This window comes from Kitasatospora sp. NPDC048545, assembly GCF_040651155.1.
Taxonomy (GTDB): domain Bacteria; phylum Actinomycetota; class Actinomycetes; order Streptomycetales; family Streptomycetaceae; genus Kitasatospora.
Genome location: NZ_JBEZIQ010000030.1, coordinates 34,047 through 53,745 on the forward strand (window position 1 = coordinate 34,047; position 19,699 = coordinate 53,745).

The following is a 19,699-nucleotide window of genomic DNA, read 5'->3' on the forward strand; positions in this document are numbered from 1 at the left end:
CCGGAATCAAAAGCTGGACTAGACCATTGCGGGTCGTCAAGCAGGGAACCGAGGGCTTACGGTTCCGTTAAGGATTCGGAGACCGTTCCGTGTCCGCACCGCCGAGGCCCGTCGAGGCCCGCCGACGCCCGCCCCGCGGTCCGGGGCCGGCCCCCGTACGACCCCTGCGCGACCTCCGGCACGCCCGTCGCGACAGACTTCGTACAGGACCGTGACCAGACCGCTACCTGCGGCTTTACCGTGCGCCTGCGCGCCGGAGTAGGCTGCGCCGGGGCGGTGACGCACCAGCTGAACGAGCACGGAGGGGTCCGGGAACATGGGTCTGCGCGATGTCGCCGAACGGACGCCGGGGCTGCGCACCCTGCTGGGCGGGATGTACGGGCTCTACGGCCGCCGGGTCGAGGTCCACCTGGCCCGCACTCCGCACCACATCGGCGTGATCCTGGACGGCAACCGCCGCTGGGCCAAGGCCGCAGGCGGGTCCACCGCGTACGGACACCAGCGCGGCGCCGACAAGATCAGCGAGTTCCTCGGCTGGTGCGACGAGACCCACGTCAAGGTCGTCACCCTCTGGATGCTCTCCACCGACAACCTGGACCGTCCGGCCGACGAGCTGGTCCCGCTGCTCGGCATCATCGAGGACGCCGTCACCGGCCTGGCCGCCGCCCGCCGCTGGCGGGTCCACCCGGTCGGCGCGCTGGACCTGCTCCCGCAGCACACCGCCGACGTGCTCAAGCGTGCCGCCGACGAGACCGCCGACATCGACGGCATCACGGTCAACGTCGCGGTCGGCTACGGCGGCCGGCACGAGATCGCCGACGCCGTCCGCTCGCTGCTCCAGGAGCAGGCCGGACGCGGCACCTCGATCGAGGAACTGGCCGAGGTCCTGACCGTCGAGCACATCTCCGAGCACCTCTACACCCGCAACCAGCCCGACCCGGACCTGATCATCCGCACCTCGGGCGAGCAGCGGCTGTCCGGTTTCCTGCTCTGGCAGAGCGCGCACAGCGAGTTCTACTTCTGCGAGGCGTACTGGCCGGCCTTCCGCAAGGTCGACTTCCTGCGCGCCCTGCGCGCCTTCGAGCAGCGCCACCGGCGGCTGGGCCTGTAGTCCCGGCCCCCCGGGCCGGTGGGACCGGGGTCCCGTCGGCCGGTCCGCGGTGAAGTGACCGCCGTAGGGCTGGAGTACCCGGCCCCGGGGCGAGGCCAAACGTTCACCGGCAATGATCCGTCAGTTCTCCCGGGGCGCGAATGCACCGCCCCCCGCCTGGGAATACTCCAGTCAGTCCGGCCCCGAGGCCACCGGGGCAGCGAGGCCGGCTTGCCGCGGATGACGCAGGGTCATCCGCTCTGGAGGCCTAGTGGTCAGTTCCAAGAGCCGCCGGACACCAGACCGGCGCACGTACGTTCTCGACACCAGCGTGCTCCTGGCGGACCCGCTCGCCATGACCCGCTTCGAGGAGCACGAGGTCGTCCTGCCGGTGGTCGTCGTCACCGAGCTGGAGGCCAAACGGCACCACCCGGAGCTGGGCTACTTCGCCCGCCAGGCGCTGCGGCTGCTCGACGACTACCGCATCCGCCACGGACGGCTCGACGAGCCGATCCCGGTCGGCGAACTCGGCGGCACCATCCGGGTCGAGCTCAACCACTCCGACGTGTCGATACTGCCGGCCGGCTACCGCTCCGGCGGCGGCGAGGCGGACACCCGGATCCTGGCGGTCGCCCGCAACCTGCAGGCCGAGGGCTACGACGTCACCGTCGTCTCCAAGGACCTGCCGCTGCGGATCAAGGCCAGTTCGGTGGGCCTGCTCGCCGAGGAGTACCGGGCCGAGCTGGCGATCACGTCCGGCTGGACGGGCATGTCCGAACTGCACGTCCCCGCCGACCAGGTGGACGCGCTGTTCGCGGCGGGCCACGACGCGTCGGTGGACCTGGACGGGGCCGACGAGCTGCCCGTCCACACCGGACTGGTGCTCACCTCGGAGCGCGGCCGCGCGCTCGGCCGGGTCACCGGTGACGGCCGGGTTCGGCTGGTGCGCGGGGAGCGCGAGGCGTTCGGGCTGCGCGGGCGCAGCGCCGAGCAGCGGGTGGCGCTGGACCTGCTGCTCGACCCGGACATCGGGATCGTCTCGATGGGCGGCCGGGCCGGCACCGGCAAGTCGGCGCTGGCGCTGTGCGCGGGTCTGGAGGCGGTGCTGGAGCGGAGGCAGCATCGCAAGGTGATGGTCTTCCGGCCGCTGTACGCGGTCGGCGGCCAGGAGCTCGGCTACCTGCCGGGTTCCGAGGCGGACAAGATGGGCCCCTGGGCGCAGGCGGTCTTCGACACCCTCTCCGCCGTCACCACCCCGGACGTGATCGAGGAGGTCATCTCCCGCGGGATGCTGGAGGTGCTGCCGCTGACCCACATCCGGGGGCGCTCGCTGCACGACGCCTTCGTGATCGTGGACGAGGCGCAGTCGCTGGAGCGGAACGTCCTGCTGACGGTGTTGTCCCGGATCGGCCAGGGCTCGCGGGTGGTGCTCACCCACGACGTGGCGCAGCGGGACAACCTCAGGGTGGGCCGGTACGACGGTGTGGTGGCGGTGGTGGAGAAGCTGAAGGGGCATCCGCTCTTCGCCCACATCACGCTCACGCGGTCGGAGCGTTCGCCGATCGCGGCGCTGGTCACGGAGATGCTGGAGGACATCCACCCGTGATCAGGGCATAGTAGGACAATAGGGTCAACTCGACCTGCGGGGCCCGCTCCTGACGGAGCGGGCCCCGGCCGTTTCATCACATCGAGTGCTTTCCGTCCGGGAAACTCCCGTGCGGTGAATGTGACATGCGCCACGCGGGCGGGAATTGCGTCGACCGTGCCCGGTGCGGCATGGTGAGGGTTCTGTCAGGCCCCGCGTACGGCGCGGCAGGGCTTCCGGACTCGGAAGTCAGGCCCCGGAAGGTCCGCCAACTCCGGTCGGTGGACACACAATTGAAGACCGACGAGCCGTACGCCGCCCGATTCCAACGCCCGGTCGCCTCACCTCGGCCGGACGCCGGGCCAGCACCTCCCGTGACCAGAGCACCGTGCGGAGGTCCGTGCCAAGGGGCATGTTGCGCCCGCACGGTCACGCGTGGGCGATGCTGGAAGGAATCCATGTGACTCGGATCTCGGTCCGGGGAGTCGCTGTGGCCTCCGCCACCGCCGTCACCGCTGTCGGTGCCGTCGTGGGCATGGCCTCGGGCAGCGAGGGCAAGACGACGCAGACGGTCGATGTCGCCGGCGCGACCCTGCTTGCCGAAGTCCCCTCTGGCGCCCAGGCGCAGACCATCAGTGACAACATCGGCCAGCAGGCGTCCGCCCAGCAGGCCTCCGCCGACGCCGCCGCCAAGGCCGCCGCCGAGCAGAAGGCTGCTGAGGAGGCCGCGCGCCAGAAGGCGGCCGCGGACGCTCAGGCGAAGGCCGACGCCCAGGCCAAGGCCGACGCGGACAAGGCGGCCAAGGCCGCCGACGACGCGCGCAAGGCCGCCGCCGAGGCCGCCAACCGGTCGAAGGCCCGCTCGGCGATGACCGCCGTCGACGCCAGCGCGCCCCCGGTCTCGGTCAGCCCCGGCTCGGTCCAGGACACTGCCCGGCAGATCGTCGGCAACGACGCCCAGTTCCAGTGCTTCAGCCAGATCGTGAAGCGCGAGAGCGGCTGGGACTACACCGCGACCAACAAGAGCTCCGGCGCGTACGGTCTGGTGCAGGCGCTGCCCGGCAACAAGATGGCCTCGGCCGGTGCCGACTGGCGCACCAACCCGGCCACCCAGATCCAGTGGGGCCTCAGCTACATGAACAGCCGCTACGGCAGCCCCTGTGGCGCCTGGTCGTTCTGGCAGGCCCACAACTGGTACTAGGAACGGCTGCCGCCCCGGCGGCGCGCTCCGTACGGCCCCCGGCCGCCCGCCCCTCCCGGGCGGGCGACCGGGGGCCGTCGCCGTTCCGGGGCCGGGTCGCCCGGAGTCGCCCGGGGCCGGCGGGCCCGAGTCGCCCCGGATCGGCGGGAGAAGGACGAACCGCGCCGCCCGGGCTGCGCTGACCAGTGCGCTCTCGGGCGGTGCGGTCCTGGGTGCGGACGCGGGGCGCGGGAAGGGGTCCTGGTTGCTTCCCGCACCGGCCGGTCCGCCGGCGGTTGGCTCACGGCGCTCCCGGAGGCGCTGCCTCCGGGGTCTCGTCCCGACTCCTCCCCAGCGAAGTGCATCCGAAACCACCTGGAACATGGCGATTTGCCCGCATTTCCGAGGTGAGGTGTTCCCCTCGAACCCACCGGTGGCCGGACTTGCCGTGCCCGCGCCGGGTAGCGTCATCCCTGACGGCCGCGGCAGGACCCGCGGCGTACCGCCGGGCACGGCGGGCGGGCCGGGGAGCGGTGGTAGCGAGCATGGCGCGGGGCGGAAAGGCCTTCAAGGCCGTGGCCAAGGGCATGGCCGTGGTGGCGAGCGCGGCCGCCGTGATCGAACGGCGCCGACGCGCCGCGATGGCGGCCGATCCGCACGAACTCCCCGTCCCCGGGCTCACGGAGGGGCACCCGCTCGCGGAGGGGCGCGCCCTCGTCGAGGCGCAAACCCTCGTCGAGGCGCAGGCCCTCACCGACGGCCGTGGACCGGCCGTCACGGAGGGGGCGGGCCCGGTGCCCGTGCCCCGGACCGACCCCGCCCCGGCGCCGGAGGCACCGGCGGGTGCGGCACCCGCCGCGGCCCCGGCCGCACTCGCCGCGCACGCGGGGCTCGGCCGCGAGTACCACCCCGGCCGGCCCGCCACCCCCGCTGAGGCGGTGCCGTGGGGGCTGCGGGTGGCCGCCGAGTCCACCTGGCGGCTGCTGCTGCTCGGCGCCGCGCTCTACGTCGTCTTCTACGTCGTCGACATGCTGCGGCTGGTCGCCTTCTCGGTGCTGGCCTCGCTGCTGATCGCCGCGCTGTTGGAACCCTCGGTGTCCTGGCTGCGTCGGCGGGGGGCACCGCGCTCCCTGGCGGCGGGCGGGGTGTTCCTGAGCGGCCTGGCCGGGATCGGGCTGGTCGGCTGGTTCGTGGTCTGGCAGGTGAGCACCAACCTGCCGAGCGTCACCACCCAGGTCAAGGACGGTGTCAACCAGCTGAAGGACTGGCTGGTCACCGGGCCGCTGCACCTGACCCAGCAGCAGATCACCGACTTCGCCGACCAGATCACCAAGGCGATCACCACCAACACCGACCAGCTCACCTCGGCCTCGATCACCGGCGCGCAGATCGCCGTCGAGGTGCTGACCGCGGTGCTGATGACCTTCTTCACCACCTTCTTCCTGCTCTACGACGGCGAGAAGATCTGGAACTGGGCGTTGCGGGGGCTGCCCCGGCACTCCCGCTTCGCGATGGCCGGCGCGGGCCCGAAGGCCTGGGCGACGCTCACCGCCTACGTGCGCGGCACTGTGTGCGTGGCCTTCATCGACGCGGTCTGCATCGGGATCGGCATCGACCTGCTGGGCGTGCCGCTGGCCATGCCGCTGGCCGTGATCATCTTCCTGGGCGCCTTCGTCCCGCTGGTCGGCGCGCTCGTCACCGGCACCGTCGCGGTGCTGATGGCCCTGGTCACCCAGGGCGGGGTGTGGGCGGCACTGATGGTGCTGATCCTGCTGATCGCGGTGATGCAGATCGAGAGCCACATCCTGCAGCCGCTGATCCTGGGCCGGGCCGTCCGGGTGCACCCGCTGGGCGTGGTCCTCGGCGTCGCGGCCGGCGGCATCATCGGCGGCATCGGTGGTGCGGTCGTCGCCGTCCCGCTGATCGCCGTCACCAACACCGTGATCACCCACCTGCGCCGCCGCAACGAGGCCGGCCAGGCCGTGTTCACCGCGCTCGAAGCCGCCCGCGAAGCCGCCGAACGCACCGCCGCCACCCATCCGAACCCGCCCGCGGAGCCGGCCCAGGCCGTTCCGCCGGTCCAGCCGGCCCGTCCCGCGCGTCCCGCCACGGACTGAGCGGAGCGACGGCTCCCCGGCGTGCCGGGGCCGGAAACGGCGGCGGGCCCCTCCCGGACGTGGTGTCCGGGAGGGGCCCGCTCGTGGTGCCGGGTGCGTCAGGCGGTGACGGCGGCGAGGGCGGCCTCGGAGTCGAGGACACCGGCCACGGCCTGCAGGACGGCGGCGATCTTCATCGAGGCCTGGACGACCTCGCGGTCGACGCCGGCCTTGCGCAGGACGGCCTCGTGCGAGTCGAGGCACTGGCCGCAGCCGTTGATGGCCGAGACGGCGAAGCACCAGAGCTCGAAGTCGACCTTCTCGACGCCCGGGGTGCCGATGATGTTCATCCGCAGACCGGCCCGCATCGTGCTGTACTCCTTGTCGGAGAGCAGGTGCAGCGTCCGGTAGTAGACGTTGTTCATCCCCATGATCGCGGCCGCGCCCTTGGCGGCGGTGTACGCCTCGGGGGAGAGGTTGGCCTTGGCCTCGGGCTCCAGCTCGCGCAGCAGGCCGGGGCTACGGGTGGCCATCGCGCAGGACAGCACGGTGCCCCAGAGCTGCTGGGCCGGGAGGTCGGAGTTGCCGATGACCGAGCCCAGGTTGAGCTTGAGGTCCTTGGCGTAGTCCGGGAGGGCGGCCTTCAGGTCGTCGAGGGCCATGGGTCAGCCCGCCAGCAGGGCCTGGGCGTCGAGGGTGTCCTCGCCCTTGGTCCAGTTGCACGGGCACAGCTCGTCGGTCTGCAGGGCGTCCAGCACCCGCAGGACCTCCTTGGGGTTACGGCCGACGGAGCCGGCGGTCACCATGACGAACTGGATCTCGTTGTTCGGGTCGACGATGAAGACGGCGCGCTGGGCGGTGCCGTCCTCGCCCTCGACGCCGCAGGCGCGCATCAGGTCGTGCTTGATGTCGGCCAGCATCGGGAAGGGCAGGTCGCGCAGGTCCTTGTGGTCCTTGCGCCAGGCGTGGTGCACGAACTCGGAGTCACCGGAGACGCCGAGGATCTGGGCGTCGCGGTCGGCGAACTCGTCGTTCAGCTTGCCGAACGCGGCGATCTCGGTCGGGCAGACGAAGGTGAAGTCCATCGGCCAGAAGAAGACGATCTTCCACTTGCCCTCGTAGGTCTTGTGGTCGATGTCAGCGAAGGCGCTCGCGGCGTCCAGGTCGACACAGGCCTTGAGGTCGAACTCGGGGAACTTGTCACCGATCGTGAGCACGTTCGCTTCTCCTGAAATGAGGTGTGGGGAGCTTTTGTCCGGAATCCGGACACGCATCACGATTCCACATCGTGGACTGATCGGGGAAATAGCTACACTGGATGTGTCTGATCGGAGATTGCTATCAGTACCGAACCTCCCACGTCGCGGCCGGGATCCCGTCGGTCCGCCGGGGCCAAGACCGACCCGACTGTGACGAGCGCCACCGTCCGCAGTCCCCGCACCCCGACCGTCGCCCAGCTGCGGGCCTTCGTCGCGGTGGCCGAGCACCGGCACTTCCGGGAGGCCGCCGCCGCCACCGGGACCAGCCAGCCGGCGCTCTCCGGGGCTGTCGCCGCGCTGGAGGAGTCGCTGGGGGCGCAGCTGGTAGAGCGTACGACGCGCAGGGTGATCGTCACTCCCCTGGGGGAGCGGGTGCACCGGCACGCGCGCAAGGTGCTCGCCTCGCTGCAGGCCCTCACCGAGGAGGTCGAGGCCGCCCGCCGCCCGTTCACCGGGCCGCTGCACCTGGGCGTCATCCCGACCGTCGCGCCCTACCTGCTGCCCACCGTGCTGCGGTTGGTCCGTGACCGCTTCCCCGAGCTGGAGCTGCACGTCCACGAGGAGCGCACCCCCTCGCTGCTGGAGGGCCTGGCCGCCGGACGCCTGGACGTCCTGCTGCTCGCGCTCCCGGCCGGCGGGACCTCGCCGACCCTGGACATCCCGCTGTTCGACGAGGACTTCGTCCTGATCGCCCCGCCCGGCCACCCGCTCGCCGGGCGGATCGACGTCCCGCGCGACGTACTGCTCGACCTGGACGTGCTGCTGCTGGAGGAGGGGCACTGCCTGCGCGACCAGGCGCTGGACATCTGCCGCGAGGTCGGCGCCGACCCGACCGGCTCGACCACCCGCGCGGCCGGCCTCTCCACCCTGGTCCAGCTGGTCGCCGGCGGTCTCGGGGTGACCCTGCTGCCCGCCACCGCACTGGACGTCGAGGCCGGGCGCACCGACCGGCTGGCCGCCGTCCGCTTCGCCGCCCCGCCGCCCGGTCGCCGGATCGGGCTGGCCGTCCGCCCGGGCTCGGCCCGCGGCGCCGAGTACGAGCGCTTCGCGGCCGCGCTGCGTGAGGTGCTGGTCGAGCTGCCGGTCCGGATCGTCGGCCCCCGGGAGCCGGCGGCTTCGTCCTAGGACGCGTTCCCGGGGGTGGCGGGCGTGCCCAGGCAGAGTCCGACCGCGGTCGCCACCAGCACGTCCAGGGCCCGCAGGGTGTCCGGGCCGGGCTGCTCGCCGGGGGCGCGCAGCGACAGGTAGCGGTCGGTCAGGCCGTGGAAGCCGGTCAGGAAGTGGACCGCGATCTCCTCGGCGGGTGCGGCCAGTCGCAGCCCGTGAGCGTCGGCGAGGGCGGTGATCATCTCGGTCGCGGTGCCCTCGGTCTCCTGCTGGAGGGCCCGCATGATCTCCTGCAGGTCCGGGTCGCGCATGGCCAGTGCCGAGAACTCGGTGAGCAGTACGCAGCGCCCGTCCGGGCCGGTGGAACTCTCCCAGAGCGCGTGGACCAGGGTCCTGACCTGCTCGGCGAAGGAGCCCTCGCCGGGGTAGGCGTCGCGGACGTGGCCGATGAACTCGGCGGTCAGTTGCTCGACCACCGCCCGGTAGAGGTCCTTCTTGGTGCCGAAGGTGTAGTGCACCGTCGCCTGCGCCACGCCCAGCTCGGCCGCGATTGCGCGGGTGCTGCCGGCGGCGATCCCCTCCCGGGCCATCAGGTCGATGGCGGCCTGGATCAGTTGCGGGCGGCGTTCGGAGGCGGGGACGTGAGCCATTCAGTCAGGGTATCGCCACGGTCGGGCAACTGCGTCAGGCGATCCTGTCGATTGCACCTGTCGCTCGACTTGGTCGCCTGACAAACTTGCGCGTACGGTGGGCAGCGACCTGCCCTGACCGACCCCGAGGGACCGCCCATGGCCACGTACCTGTACCGACTGGGCCGCTTCTGCTTCCGGCGACGGCGCGCCGTCCTGGCCGTCTGGATTGCCGTGCTGATCGCGATCGGCGGGGCCGCGGGCGCCTTCGCCGGCAAGACCAGCGACGAGTTCAAGGTGCCCGGCACCGAGGCGCAGAGCACGCTGGACCGGATCAAGGACACCTTCCCGGCGCAGGGCCACGCCTCCGCCCAGGTCGTCTTCGCCGCCCCGGCGGCCGGCGGCGCCGCCGCGCCCGGGGCGGCCGAGGCGGTCGGCCGGGCCGTCGCCCGGATCGCCCAGGTCCCCGGCGTGGCCGCGGTGCCCGACCCGTACGCCACCGGCGCCGTCTCACCGGACCAGCGGGTCGCGATCGCCCTGGTCTCCTTCGACCGCAAGCTCGCCGACGTCACCGACCGGCAGCGCGACGCGGTCAAGGCGGCCGCCGAACCGGCCCGCGCGGCCGGACTGGACGTGGCCTTCGGCGGCGACGCCTACAACAAGTTCGCCCAGATCGAGGGCGGCTCCGAGTCGATCGGCCTGGTGGTCGCCGGGACGGTGCTGGTGATCACCCTGGGCACGCTGGTCGCGGCCGGGCTGCCACTGCTGACCGCGCTGGTCGGCGTCGGCGTGGCGATGGCCGGACTGCTGGCGCTCACCGGCTCGTTCCAGATCATCACCACCGCGCCGGTGCTGGCCCTGATGGTCGGCCTCGCGGTCGGCATCGACTACGCGCTGTTCATCCTGTTCCGCCACCGCCGGCACCTGGACGAGGGCCTGGAGCCGGAGGAGGCCGCCGCCCGTGCCACCGCTACCGCCGGCAGCGCCGTCGTCTTCGCCGGACTGACCGTGGTCGTCGCGCTCGCCGGGCTGGCCGTCGCGGGCGTTCCGTTCCTCACCGTGATGGGCCTGGCCGCGTCCGGGGCGGTGGTGGTGGCCGTCCTGGTCGCGATCACGCTGCTGCCCGCGGTGCTGGGCTTCGTCGGCCGCGCCGTCGACCGGCTGCCGGTCTGGAAGCGGGCGCTGCGCACCGGCGGCAGGACCACCACCGGTGAGCGCTGGGCCCGCTTCGTGGTCCGCCGCCCGCTGCCCGTGCTGCTCGTCGGACTGGCCGGGCTCGGCGTCATGGCGGTGCCCGCGGCGAGCCTGGACCTCGGCCTGCCGGGCGGCGGCTCGCAGGCCGTCGGGACGGACGCGCGCAAGGCCTACGACCTGGTCAGCGACAGCTTCGGACCGGGCTTCAACGCGCCGCTGGTGGTGGTCGTGGACGCCCACGGCGCGCCGCGGCCCGACCAGGCCGTGCAGGGGGTGGCAGCCGAGCTGCAGACCCTGAAGGGCGTCCGGACGCTGCTGCCGCCGCAGGTCGACCAGGACGGCCGGACCGCCCTGGTCCCCGTCATCCCGCGGACCGGCCCGGACCACGAGGACACCAGGGCGCTGGTCGACGAGATCCGCGACCGGCGCGGGGAGTTGAAGTCGGCGACCGGCGCGGACATCGCGGTCACCGGCACCACCGCCGCCAACATCGACGTCTCCACCAAGCTGGGCCAGGCCCTGCCGCCGTTCGTCGCGGTGATCGTCGGCATCGCGCTGCTGCTGCTCGCGCTGGCCTTCCGCTCGGTGCTCGTGCCGCTCAAGGCGGTGCTGGGCTTCCTGCTCAGCATCGGGGCCTCGCTGGGCGCGGTGGTCGCGGTCTACCAGTGGGGCTGGCTGGACGGCCTGATCGACGTTCCGAAGGTCGGCCCGGTGGTCAGCTTCGTGCCGATCCTGCTGATCGGCGTGCTCTTCGGACTGGCGATGGACTACGAGCTGTTCCTGGTCTCCGGGATGAAGGAGCAGCACGTCCACGGCAAGGCGCCGCGCGAGGCGGTCGTGGGCGGGGTCAAGGGCGGTGCCCGGGTGGTGACGGCGGCCGCGCTGATCATGGTCTCGGTGTTCGGCGCCTTCGTCTTCGGCCACGACCCGATCGTCCAGCCGATCGGCTTCGCCCTCGCGGTGGGCGTCCTGGTGGACGCCTTCGTGGTGCGGATGGCGCTGGTGCCGGCCGCGATGGCGCTGTTCGGCAAGGCCGCCTGGTGGTTCCCGAAGCGGCTGGAGAAGGTCGTGCCGAAGGTGGACATGGAGGGCGAGCAGCTGATCGCGCGGCTGACGGAGCAGCCGGTGAAGGAGCCGGCCGGGGTCTGACACCCGGTCGGGGCGCCCGGTGGAACCCGTTCCGCCGGGCACCCCGACCCGGTTCCGGCGGGCGCGCGGCCGACGGGCCGGCTACGGCTGCGGCAGCCGCTGCTCGAACCAGACCACCTTGCCGGTGCCCAGCCGGGTCGCGCCCCAGCGGTCCGCGCACCGAGCCACGATCTGCAGCCCGCGCCCGCGTTCGTCCTCCGGGCCGGTCCGGCGCGGGCGCGGCAGCAGCGGACTGTCGTCGCCCACCTCGCAGCGCAGCCGGGTGGTGCGCACCAGGCTCAGGGTGACCGGCCGCGTCGCGTGCTGGACGGCGTTGGTGACCAGCTCGCTGACCATCAGCTCGGTCGCCTCGCTGAGCTCGTCCAGCCCCCAGCGGCGCAGGGTGTGCGCGGCCAGCCGGCGGGCCCGGCCCGGCGTCTCGTTGCGGGGCTGCAGGTACCAGTGCGCGACGTCCCCGGCCGGAATGCCGTCGAAGCAGGCGCCGAGCAGGGCGATGTCGTCGCCGCGGTCGCCGGGCGGCAGGATCCGCAGCGCCTCCATGCACAGCTGCTCGGGTGACTGCCAGCGGGCGGCGGCGATCCGGGCGCGCAGCACCTCCAGGCCGTCGCTGATCGGGCGGCTGCGGGTCTCCACCAGGCCGTCGGTGAACAGCAGTAGCGCGGACCCGGGCGGCGCGGGCAGTTCGACCGAGTTGAAGTCCACCCCGCCGACCCCGATCGGGGCCCCGGAGTCCAGCTCCACCAGTTCGGCCGTCCCGTCCGGGCGGACCAGCACCGGCGGGACGTGTCCGGCGTTGGCCAGGACCACCCGGTTGGCGATCGGATCGTAGACCGCGTACACGCAGGTGGCCAGGTGCTGTTCCCGGCCGAGCCGCTGGGCCTGCTCGTCCAGGTGGTAGAGCACCTCGTGCGGCGGCAGGTCGAGAGCGGCCAAGGTCTGGGCGCTGGTGCGCAGTTGGCCCATGATGGCGGCCGAGGTCAGCGAGTGCCCCATCACGTCGCCGACGATCAGGGCGACCCGGTTGCCGGGCAGCGGGACGGCGTCGTACCAGTCGCCGCCGACCTGCGCGCCACGCTCGCCGGGCAGGTAGCGCTGGGCGAGCCGGACGCCGTGCGGCTGCGGCAGGCGCAACGGCAGCATGCTGCGCTGGAGCTCGTTGGCTATCTCCCACTCGCGGGCGTACCGCAGGGCGGTGTCCACGGCCAGCCCGGCCTGGGTGGCGAGGTGCGCGGCGGTCGCGGTGTCCGCGGCGTCGAAGGCCGGGCGGCCGGTGCGTTCAGGAGGACGGCGGATCAGCACCAGCAGCCCGAGGACGGCCTTGCGGCCGCGCAGCGGAAGGGCCACCACGGAGGTGCCCGGGGCCAGCCGGGCCACCCCGCGGCTGCCGTACAGCTCGCGCAGCAGCACCTCGGTGCGTTCGGAGCCGGGCGTGCCGAGAACGGCCGCTTCGGCGGGACGGCGGCTCAGCAGGGCGTGCGCGAGCGCCCCGCCGCGGGTCACCGGGGTGGCCGGGCCGCTGTCGGCGGTCGAGCGGGCGCCGTAGCGGCGCCGGTCGTCGAAGCCGCTCGGGCGGCCGCGGCGGCCGATCCGGGTGCCCGTGCTGTGGTGGATCCGCAGCTCCTCCGGGAAACCGGGCTCGCGCTCCACGTTGGGCAGCGGGTCGCGCAGGTGGACCACGGCGGCGTCGGCCAGCGTCGTGACCAGCACCCGGCCGATGTTGCGCAGCGTCGCGCCCAGGTCGAGGGCGCTGTTGATCCGCCGGGTCGCCGAGTCGAGGTAGGCGAGGCGGTCCGCCACGTCGGCGCGCTCCGGCCGCGCGGACGGCGGCTTCGCCGGGCCCTGCGCCCGGGCCGGGACCTGGCGGCGCTGGCCCGGGACGGCGGGCGGCTGCTCCGCCTCGGTCTTGAGCTGGTCGCGCACGGCTGCCTGTCCTGGATTCGGTGTGGTCGGTTGGTTTTCCGGTCGATCGGTCGGTCGGGCGGTCAGCCGACGCGTCGACAGCACAGGAACAGCTGTTCCTCCGGCGGCAGCGAGGTACTGGCCGGCGCGTACGGATGCCCCGAACACTCCTCGACGGCGAAGCCGGCCGCGACCAGAACCCGCTCCAGATCCTCCCTCAGATACCCACTGATCCGCAGCTCTCTGCCAAGGAACGGAAGCGGAACGTGATCCAGGTCCGCCTCGACCATACCGAGCGCCAGCAGTCCGCCCGGCCGCAGGAGTTCGCGCAGCCGCCGGAGGGCGGTCGGGATCTCGTCCTGCGGCAGCAGGATGAGCGAGAAGAACGCGGTGACGGCGGCGAAACCGCCGCGGCCGTCCGGGCCGAGCCCGGGGGCGCTCCAGACCCGGTCCGCGCGCTCGGTGGCCAGATCGTACAGGTCGATCCGATGGAACACCGGCGGGAACGGGCCGGGGAAGGCCGCCCGCCGGGCCAGGGTGAGCATCACGTCCGAGAGGTCCACACCGGTGACCCGAAACCCGGCGCCGGTCAGCTGGCGGACGGTCGGCTCACCCGTGCCGCAGCCCACGTCCAGCACCCGGGCCCCCGGTTCGAGTCCGGCGAGCAGCCGCCGGCCGCACGCCAGCTGTCCGTCCTTGGCGGGGAAGGCCTCGCCGTACCCCGTGCCGATGGTGTCGAAGGCGACCGCCTGCAGGGCCCGGGCCGCCCGGCGCCGCCGTACCTCGGGCTCGTCGTCCCCCGCGTCCTCGCCGACGCCGAACGCGTCGGATATCTGTCCGGTCGTCACGTTGAGAGGCACCCTTCCACCCGTGGCCTCCGGCCGGCTCCTCGGCGACCTCGCGGGCCGCTGCCGGTGGTGGCGTGTCACGCTCCCCGCAGCACACGGACGGACCGCACCCGACGCGTTCCCGGCAGCCACTCGTGTGCGTACTGGCATCTGAGAATATGCGTGATCACAGCGTCGTGGGGTCCCTTTCCGGCCAACTCGTCGTACTTGGGTCGATGTGGCCGGGCTTGCGGGAGCACGACGGTGCGGGCCGGGGTGGTGCGCCGGGCCCCGCACGCCGCACGACGCGCCGGGCAGAGCCGCTGACCTGCGGTTTCACCGATCCGCAGACCGACTATCGGGCGTTTATCGAACGTCAATCGGCGTGGTGCACAGTGGAGTCCAGCGCCGGGGAAGCGTTGAGGGCGCTCCCGCAGCCGGGGGGCTGCGGGAGCGCCGACGCGCGGAACGGGGGAGGTCCTCCGAGGGGGAACGGAGGCCTCACGGCGCGGGGGGAGAGAAGGGCTCGGTGTGCTGCTGAGCGATGAGGTCCGCCACGGGGGAGGCCTCTGGCACACCGAGCCGCGTGAAGATCGAGTGTGCCTCCTGGAGGCACGCGAGTCCGCGTGCGGGCTGGGCGAGGGCCAGCAACGCCTCGCCCAGTGCGGCGTTGGCCAGGCCCTGGCAGTAGGCGAAGTCCATTTCCTGGGCGATCGCGAGCGATTCGCCGGCCGTTTCGGCTGCCTCGGTGTGCTGCTCGGAGACGAGCAGGGCGGAGGCCAGCCGGGCCAGGGTGTAGCCCTCCCACAGCGGGTTCCGCTGGGACTGGTAGAGCCGGTGCGCCTCGCGCAGATGGGGGACGGCTTCGATGCCGGACAGCACCACGCCCAGCTGGTAGAGGGTCTGGGCGAGCAAGGGGTCGTTCTTGGACGCGCGTGCGGCCGAGACACCGTCCTCGGCGGAGCGGATCGCCGTCTCGGTCATGCCGAGGCGGTGCTGCACCCTGGCCATGTTGCTGACGACCCGTGCCTCAAGGATGGGCGCGTCGACGGCCCGGCTGGTGGCGCGAGCCCTTTCGAGGAACAGCAGTGCGTCGGCCGGACGGTTGCCGACGTTCAACATCACGCCCAGCATGTTGGCCGTGGCTACGAGCAAGACGGTCGGGTCGTCCGGTGCCTGGCGGTCCAGGCTCCGACGGAAGGACTGCTCGGCCCCTTGGAAATCACTGGTGACGGACTGCAGGGTGCCGCGGGCGAAGTGCACCCGGGCGAGCGCAGCCGCGTCGTCACGACTCTGTGCGCCGTCGCCGATGGCTTCCAGAGTCCGGAGTGCTCGGGGGCCACGGGTCGGGTCCGGGTCGATGCTGATCAGGTAGCTCAGCAGGTCGACCGCTGCGCGTTGCAGGGTGCCGGGGCCGCTCGCGGCCGCCTCGACAGTACTGAGCAACATGCCGCCCTCGGTCCGCAGCCAGTCCTGTGCGGAGTGGCTTGTGGGCAGGTCGAGCCCCGGAGAGGTGAGCGCGGTCAGTTGCTCGATCACCGGTTCGTCCGGCTCGATGACCTGGGCCGCGTTGCGCACGGTCGGGATCAGCAGGTGGAGCAGCCGCAGGACCGCCCTCTCCTGCTCCCCGGCGTCCCCGATCCGCTCGTTCTGCCGCTGGGCGTAGAGCCGGAGCAGGTCGTGGTAGCGGTAACGGCCGGGGGTGAAGCACTCCAGCATGTTCGCCTCGACGAGCGCCTCGACGAGGTCCTCGGCGGTGTACTCGTCCATGCCGAGCAGCGCCGCGGCGGCCGCCAGCGGGATGTCGGGGGAGTCGATCAGCGCGAGGAGCCGAAAGGCGCGGGCCTCGTCCACGGACAGTTGTCCGTAGCCGAGGCCGATGGTGGTCTCCACGGCGAGGTTGCCGAGCTGGAGTTCGTCCAACCGCCGTCGCTGGTCGGCTAACCGACTGGCCAGGTCGGAGACGCTCCAGCGCGGCCGACTGGCCAGCCGGGCGGCGGCGATGCGGACGGCGAGTGGCAGGAAGCCGCAGGCGGTGACCACCTTCATGGCGGCCTCCGGTTCGGCGGCGACCCGCTGCTCGCCGACGATGGCCGAGAACAACGCCAGAGCCTCGGCCGGGGTCAGCTCCTCCACGTCGAACAGCTGCGCACCCGGGATGCCGGCCAGCCGGGACCTGCTGGTGGCGAGCACGGCGCAGCCGGAGACGCCGGGGATAAGCGGCCGGATCTGCTCGGCGTCGCGCGCGTTGTCGAGCAGGATCAGCATCCGCCGGTTGGCGAGCAGCGAGCGGTAGAGGGCGGCGCGCTGTTCCAGCGAGTCCGGATTCTCGGTGACACCGAGCGCGTGCAGAAAGTCACCCAGGGCGACCACCGGGTCGGCCGGGGAAGCGCCGGCACCGCGCAGGTCGACGTACAACTGCCCGTCCGGGAACTCGGCACGCACGCGGTGGGCGACGTGGACGGCCAGGGTGGTCTTCCCGACGCCTCCGATACCGGCCAGCGAAGTGACCACCACGGCCTGCCCGCTGGCGTTCATCAAGACGGTCGAGAGGTCGCCCACGAGTTCGGTGCGACCACTGAAGTCCGAAACATCCGCAGGGAGTTGGGCCGGAGCCGGGGGCGCGGCCGGGCCGTCCTCACGGGTAGTGGATGCGGGGGCCGCCGGGATCGCGAGCGCGGGGTCGGCCGCCAGGATGCGGGTGTGCATCGCGGACAGGCCGACGCCGGGTTCGACCCCGAGCTCCTCGATCAGCAGCTTGCGGGTGTCGGAGTAGACGCCGAGCGCCTCGGCCTGGCGGCCGCAGCGGTACAGCGCCAGCATCAGCAGTTCGCGCAGGCGCTCGCGCAGCGGGTGTTCGGCCGTCAGGCTGTTGAGCTCCCCGACGATCTCGGCGTGCAGGCCGACATCGAGGGCGGCGGCGCACAGTTCCTCGGCTGCGGCTGCCTGGCGTTCGGCCAGCCGCAGCCGCTGGGCGTCGGCGTAGGGGCCGGGGATGCCGGTGAGCGGACGGCCGCTGAACAGGTCCAGCGCCTGCACCAGTAGCCGGTGCGCCTCGTGCTTGTCACCGGCGGCCCGGGCGGCCGCGGCCTCGGCGGAGAGCCGCTCGAAGACGGCCAGGTCGAGGGACTCGCCCGGGATGCGCAGGGCGTAGCCGTCGGCGACCGAGACCAGCAGCTCGGCGGGCCGGCGAACCTCGCGCCGCGGTTCGATGACGGAGCGCAGACGGGAGACGTAGGTGCGGAGCGCGGCCACCGCCTGGGTCGGGGGGCGTTCACCCCAGAGCGCGTCGACCAGGTCCTGCGTGGTGACCGGGCGTCCGGAATGCAGCAGAAGGGTGGTCAGGACGGCCTGCTGCTGGGGGGAGCCGAGGGAGAGGGGTTTGCCGTCGAGCCAGGCCTGGACCGGACCGAGGACTTGGAAGCGCAGCGCAGAGGTCTGCGGCGTCTCCCGAAACTCCATGAAGTCCCCCGATGGCCTGTCGTTTCGATTCCGTGAATGGGCGCTCGGCGGTCCGCCGCGGTGCTTCAGCTTAGGCGGACGCCCGACTCTGCCGGACGGCAGCGCAAGCCACACGATGTTTATCGGACATTTAATCAACCCTACGATACTGTCCGCGCGCCCGCGCCACGGAGGTCGGGCTGACACATTTGATGACCGAAAGGCGGCCGCCAATGGCCAACGACCAGAGCGAGACCCCGGTGGCGTCGGCGCCCGAGAACGAGGCGAAGACCGAGGCCCCGGCCGCCGCTGTGGAGGCGGGCAAGGCCGTCGAGGGTGCGGTGACCGCGTCCTCGAACCCGGCTGAGTACACCGCGCCGACCGGCGCGGAGAAGAACGCGTTCGAGAACGGTCCGTTCGGTGACGAGGGCCAGTACGTAGAGAAGCCCGCATCGCCGTCGACCGGTGAGCCGGGAGGCCCGTTCACGCCGGAGAGTGCCGTGGGCGGCCACCCGTAAGTCGCGCCGCCCGAGCGCCCCCGTGCCCCCGTCCGGGCGCGGGGGCGCTCCCGGTTATGTGCACGCCAGTTCGTGTGCCGGTGCGCCGGTGGCTGATTCCCGTCGCCGGTGCACGCATGGTGACGGGTGATATCCGTAACGTGCCCGGCGGCGCGTGCGGGGTGTTCCGGAATTCCTGATTCACCGGGGATCGCAGGGGTGATAGCAGGGTCCGGAATGTAGTCGTTCGCGTGGATTTCGCCGAATTGCCGAGGCCGAACTCATTCAGCCGATTCGTGGGGCCCGGGAACGGGCGAGACGTGGTTCGGTTCGGCGGTCCATTCCCGGCCGCCGCCCTCGGGGCGCAGGTAGTGCTCGCCTCCGGTGGTGCCCATGTAGATGCCGGTGCGTCCGGTCCTGCGGTCGAGGACGAGTTCGCCCACCTGGGGCCGGTAGGCCCGGGCGTCGTGCTGTCGAGTGCTCACCGTGCTGCTCCTCGCTCTGGTAGGCGACTGGCCAGCATCTCTAGAGAAGCTAAAATCTCTAGAGATGTCAACGGTCGTATCTCCTTACCGGCGGCCGCGGGCGCGCCTACGATTTGTCCGAGGCAGAGGGAGCGGCGATGACCGGCAGCAATGGCGACAAGCAGCCCAAGTACCAGCGGATCGCCGAGGCGCTGAAGGCGGCCATCGACACCGGTCGGTACGGCGCCGGTGACCGCCTCCCCGGCGAGAACGACCTCATGGACGAGTACGGCGTGGCCCGGATGACCGCCCGCCAGGCGCTGGGCGTGCTGCAGAGCGAGGGCATCGCCGAGGCGCGCCGCGGCGCCGGGGTGTTCGTGCGGGACTTCCGGCCGCTGCGCCGGCGCGGCATCCAGCGGCTGGCGCAGGGGCAGTGGGGGGCCGGCCGGTCGATATGGTCGGCGGACATCGACAATCGCAGCCTGGTCGTCGATCAGGTGTCCGTCACCGAGCAGGGCGCGCCCGAACACGTGGCCCGGGTGCTCGGGGCGGACCCGGGGGCCCCGATGTGCGTGCGGCACCGCCGCTTCGTCCTGGACGGCAAGCCGGTGCTGCTTTCGACCTCCTACCTGCCCGCGGTCCTGGTCGCCGGCACCGCCATCACCCGCGAGGACACCGGCCCGGGCGGCACCTACGCCCGGCTGGCCGAGATCGGCGCCAAGCCCGTGCACTTCCGCGAGGAGGTCCGCTCCCGGATGCCCAGCGGGGAGGAGTCCACCCGCCTGGAGCTGTCCGCCGGCACCCCGGTGATCCTGATCTGCCGCACCGCCTTCGCCGACGAGGGCCAGGTGGTCGAGCTCAACGAGATGATCCTGGACGCCGCCTCCTACGTCCTGGAGTACGACTTCGACGCCTGACCCTGACGGACGCGATCGCTACTTAGCGGGCCTTGAGGACCTTCACCTCCTTCTCGTCCGCCCGGTACACCAGCCGGTGCTCGTCGTCGATCCGGCGTGACCGGTAGCCGGCCAGATCGCCCTTCAGGGGCTCCGGCTTCCCGATCCCGCTGAACGGATCACGCTGGATCTCGCCCACCAGGCGGGCGATCCGCTGGGCCATTTTCCGGTTCGACCCGAGCCGGAAGCGGAAGTCCTCCCCGGCGTCCGGGTCGAAGTGGACGCTCCTCACACCTCACCCGCCAGGGCTGGGATTTCCGTACCGGGTGCCGTGAAAGAACCGCCCCGGCCGCAGGGCGGCCGGGGCGGTGAGAGAGGGGGTGCGG

At 72.5% G+C, this 19,699-nt stretch carries 16 protein-coding genes; 8 read left to right on the forward strand and 8 right to left on the reverse strand.

Translation table 11 applies throughout. From position 1 onward, the window contains the following. Positions 1 to 316 precede the first annotated feature (316 nt). The 4 genes from AB0D10_RS26455 to AB0D10_RS26470 all read left to right on the forward strand — a co-directional run bounded on the left by AB0D10_RS26455 (position 317) and on the right by AB0D10_RS26470 (position 5,972). On the forward strand, positions 317 to 1,111 hold the full coding sequence (locus AB0D10_RS26455) for an isoprenyl transferase (protein ID WP_360260896.1): 795 nt from the start codon (positions 317 to 319) through the stop codon (positions 1,109 to 1,111). A gap of 250 nt (positions 1,112 to 1,361) precedes the next feature. Next, entirely contained in the window at positions 1,362 to 2,696 is a 1,335-nt protein-coding gene (locus tag AB0D10_RS26460; RefSeq protein WP_360260899.1) for a PhoH family protein, read from the forward strand. 439 nt (positions 2,697 to 3,135) lie between these two features. Continuing rightward, positions 3,136 to 3,876 (forward strand): transglycosylase SLT domain-containing protein, encoded by a 741-nt coding sequence (locus AB0D10_RS26465; RefSeq protein ID WP_360260902.1) that lies wholly within the window; start codon positions 3,136 to 3,138, stop codon positions 3,874 to 3,876. Positions 3,877 to 4,400: 524 nt separating this feature from the next. After that, positions 4,401 to 5,972, forward strand: a complete 1,572-nt coding sequence (locus AB0D10_RS26470) for an AI-2E family transporter (RefSeq protein WP_360260904.1) — start codon at positions 4,401 to 4,403, stop codon at positions 5,970 to 5,972. Between the two features lie 98 nt (positions 5,973 to 6,070). Here AB0D10_RS26470 and AB0D10_RS26475 read toward each other — a convergent pair whose 3' ends face one another. After that, on the reverse strand, positions 6,071 to 6,613 hold the full coding sequence (locus tag AB0D10_RS26475) for an alkyl hydroperoxide reductase (RefSeq protein WP_360260906.1): 543 nt from the start codon (positions 6,611 to 6,613) through the stop codon (positions 6,071 to 6,073). 3 nt (positions 6,614 to 6,616) lie between these two features. After that, on the reverse strand, positions 6,617 to 7,168 hold the full coding sequence (locus tag AB0D10_RS26480) for a peroxiredoxin (RefSeq protein ID WP_350515070.1): 552 nt from the start codon (positions 7,166 to 7,168) through the stop codon (positions 6,617 to 6,619). A 192-nt stretch (positions 7,169 to 7,360) separates the two neighbouring features. Between AB0D10_RS26480 and AB0D10_RS26485 the strand changes: the two genes are divergently transcribed. Then, entirely contained in the window at positions 7,361 to 8,335 is a 975-nt protein-coding gene (locus AB0D10_RS26485) for a LysR substrate-binding domain-containing protein (RefSeq protein WP_360260908.1), read from the forward strand. Here the strand turns inward: AB0D10_RS26485 and AB0D10_RS26490 are convergent. Then, a complete protein-coding gene (locus AB0D10_RS26490) occupies positions 8,332 to 8,967 on the reverse strand; it encodes a TetR family transcriptional regulator (RefSeq protein ID WP_360260911.1) in 636 nt (211 codons plus the stop codon). The genes AB0D10_RS26485 and AB0D10_RS26490 overlap by 4 nt on opposite strands. A 138-nt stretch (positions 8,968 to 9,105) precedes the next feature. Here AB0D10_RS26490 and AB0D10_RS26495 point away from each other — a divergent pair, with 138 nt between their 5' ends. Then, positions 9,106 to 11,289 (forward strand): MMPL family transporter, encoded by a 2,184-nt coding sequence (locus AB0D10_RS26495; protein WP_360260913.1) that lies wholly within the window; start codon positions 9,106 to 9,108, stop codon positions 11,287 to 11,289. An 81-nt stretch (positions 11,290 to 11,370) separates the two neighbouring features. Here the strand turns inward: AB0D10_RS26495 and AB0D10_RS26500 are convergent, their stop codons facing one another. From AB0D10_RS26500 to AB0D10_RS26510, 3 genes are all read right to left on the reverse strand, one after another. Continuing rightward, on the reverse strand, positions 11,371 to 13,209 hold the full coding sequence (locus AB0D10_RS26500; RefSeq protein WP_360260915.1) for an ATP-binding SpoIIE family protein phosphatase: 1,839 nt from the start codon (positions 13,207 to 13,209) through the stop codon (positions 11,371 to 11,373). Between the two features lie 62 nt (positions 13,210 to 13,271). After that, on the reverse strand, positions 13,272 to 13,943 hold the full coding sequence (locus AB0D10_RS26505) for a methyltransferase domain-containing protein (RefSeq protein ID WP_360261062.1): 672 nt from the start codon (positions 13,941 to 13,943) through the stop codon (positions 13,272 to 13,274). A 573-nt stretch (positions 13,944 to 14,516) separates the two neighbouring features. Further along, the gene (locus tag AB0D10_RS26510) at positions 14,517 to 17,477 is read right to left on the reverse strand and encodes a BTAD domain-containing putative transcriptional regulator (RefSeq protein WP_360260918.1); all 2,961 of its coding nucleotides are present in this window, start codon (positions 17,475 to 17,477) and stop codon (positions 14,517 to 14,519) included. 212 nt (positions 17,478 to 17,689) lie between these two features. Here AB0D10_RS26510 and AB0D10_RS26515 point away from each other — a divergent pair, with 212 nt between their 5' ends. After that, positions 17,690 to 17,974: a hypothetical protein gene (locus tag AB0D10_RS26515; protein WP_360260920.1), complete on the forward strand. Its 285-nt coding sequence runs from the start codon at positions 17,690 to 17,692 to the stop codon at positions 17,972 to 17,974. A gap of 260 nt (positions 17,975 to 18,234) precedes the next feature. Here AB0D10_RS26515 and AB0D10_RS26520 read toward each other — a convergent pair whose 3' ends face one another. Further along, the gene (locus AB0D10_RS26520; RefSeq protein WP_360260922.1) at positions 18,235 to 18,438 is read right to left on the reverse strand and encodes a hypothetical protein; all 204 of its coding nucleotides are present in this window, start codon (positions 18,436 to 18,438) and stop codon (positions 18,235 to 18,237) included. 137 nt (positions 18,439 to 18,575) lie between these two features. On the opposite strand from AB0D10_RS26520, the gene AB0D10_RS26525 reads away from it, so the two are divergent. Beyond that, positions 18,576 to 19,334: a GntR family transcriptional regulator gene (locus tag AB0D10_RS26525; RefSeq protein WP_360260925.1), complete on the forward strand. Its 759-nt coding sequence runs from the start codon at positions 18,576 to 18,578 to the stop codon at positions 19,332 to 19,334. Between the two features lie 22 nt (positions 19,335 to 19,356). Here AB0D10_RS26525 and AB0D10_RS26530 read toward each other — a convergent pair whose 3' ends face one another. After that, a complete protein-coding gene (locus AB0D10_RS26530) occupies positions 19,357 to 19,605 on the reverse strand; it encodes a Txe/YoeB family addiction module toxin (protein ID WP_360260927.1) in 249 nt (82 codons plus the stop codon). Positions 19,606 to 19,699 lie beyond the last annotated feature (94 nt).

Bases quoted from the DNA above. Each gene is read 5' to 3' on its own strand.
- AB0D10_RS26455 (WP_360260896.1), top strand. From the start codon at position 317: ATGGGTCTGCGCGATGTCGCCGAACGGACGCCGGGGCTGCGCACCCTG.
- AB0D10_RS26470 (WP_360260904.1), top strand. From the start codon at position 4,401: ATGGCGCGGGGCGGAAAGGCCTTCAAGGCCGTGGCCAAGGGCATGGCC.
- AB0D10_RS26475 (WP_360260906.1), bottom strand. From the start codon at position 6,613: ATGGCCCTCGACGACCTGAAGGCCGCCCTCCCGGACTACGCCAAGGAC.
- AB0D10_RS26490 (WP_360260911.1), bottom strand. From the start codon at position 8,967: ATGGCTCACGTCCCCGCCTCCGAACGCCGCCCGCAACTGATCCAGGCC.
- AB0D10_RS26495 (WP_360260913.1), top strand. From the start codon at position 9,106: ATGGCCACGTACCTGTACCGACTGGGCCGCTTCTGCTTCCGGCGACGG.
- AB0D10_RS26510 (WP_360260918.1), bottom strand. From the start codon at position 17,477: ATGGAGTTTCGGGAGACGCCGCAGACCTCTGCGCTGCGCTTCCAAGTC.
- AB0D10_RS26515 (WP_360260920.1), top strand. From the start codon at position 17,690: ATGGCCAACGACCAGAGCGAGACCCCGGTGGCGTCGGCGCCCGAGAAC.
- AB0D10_RS26525 (WP_360260925.1), top strand. From the start codon at position 18,576: ATGACCGGCAGCAATGGCGACAAGCAGCCCAAGTACCAGCGGATCGCC.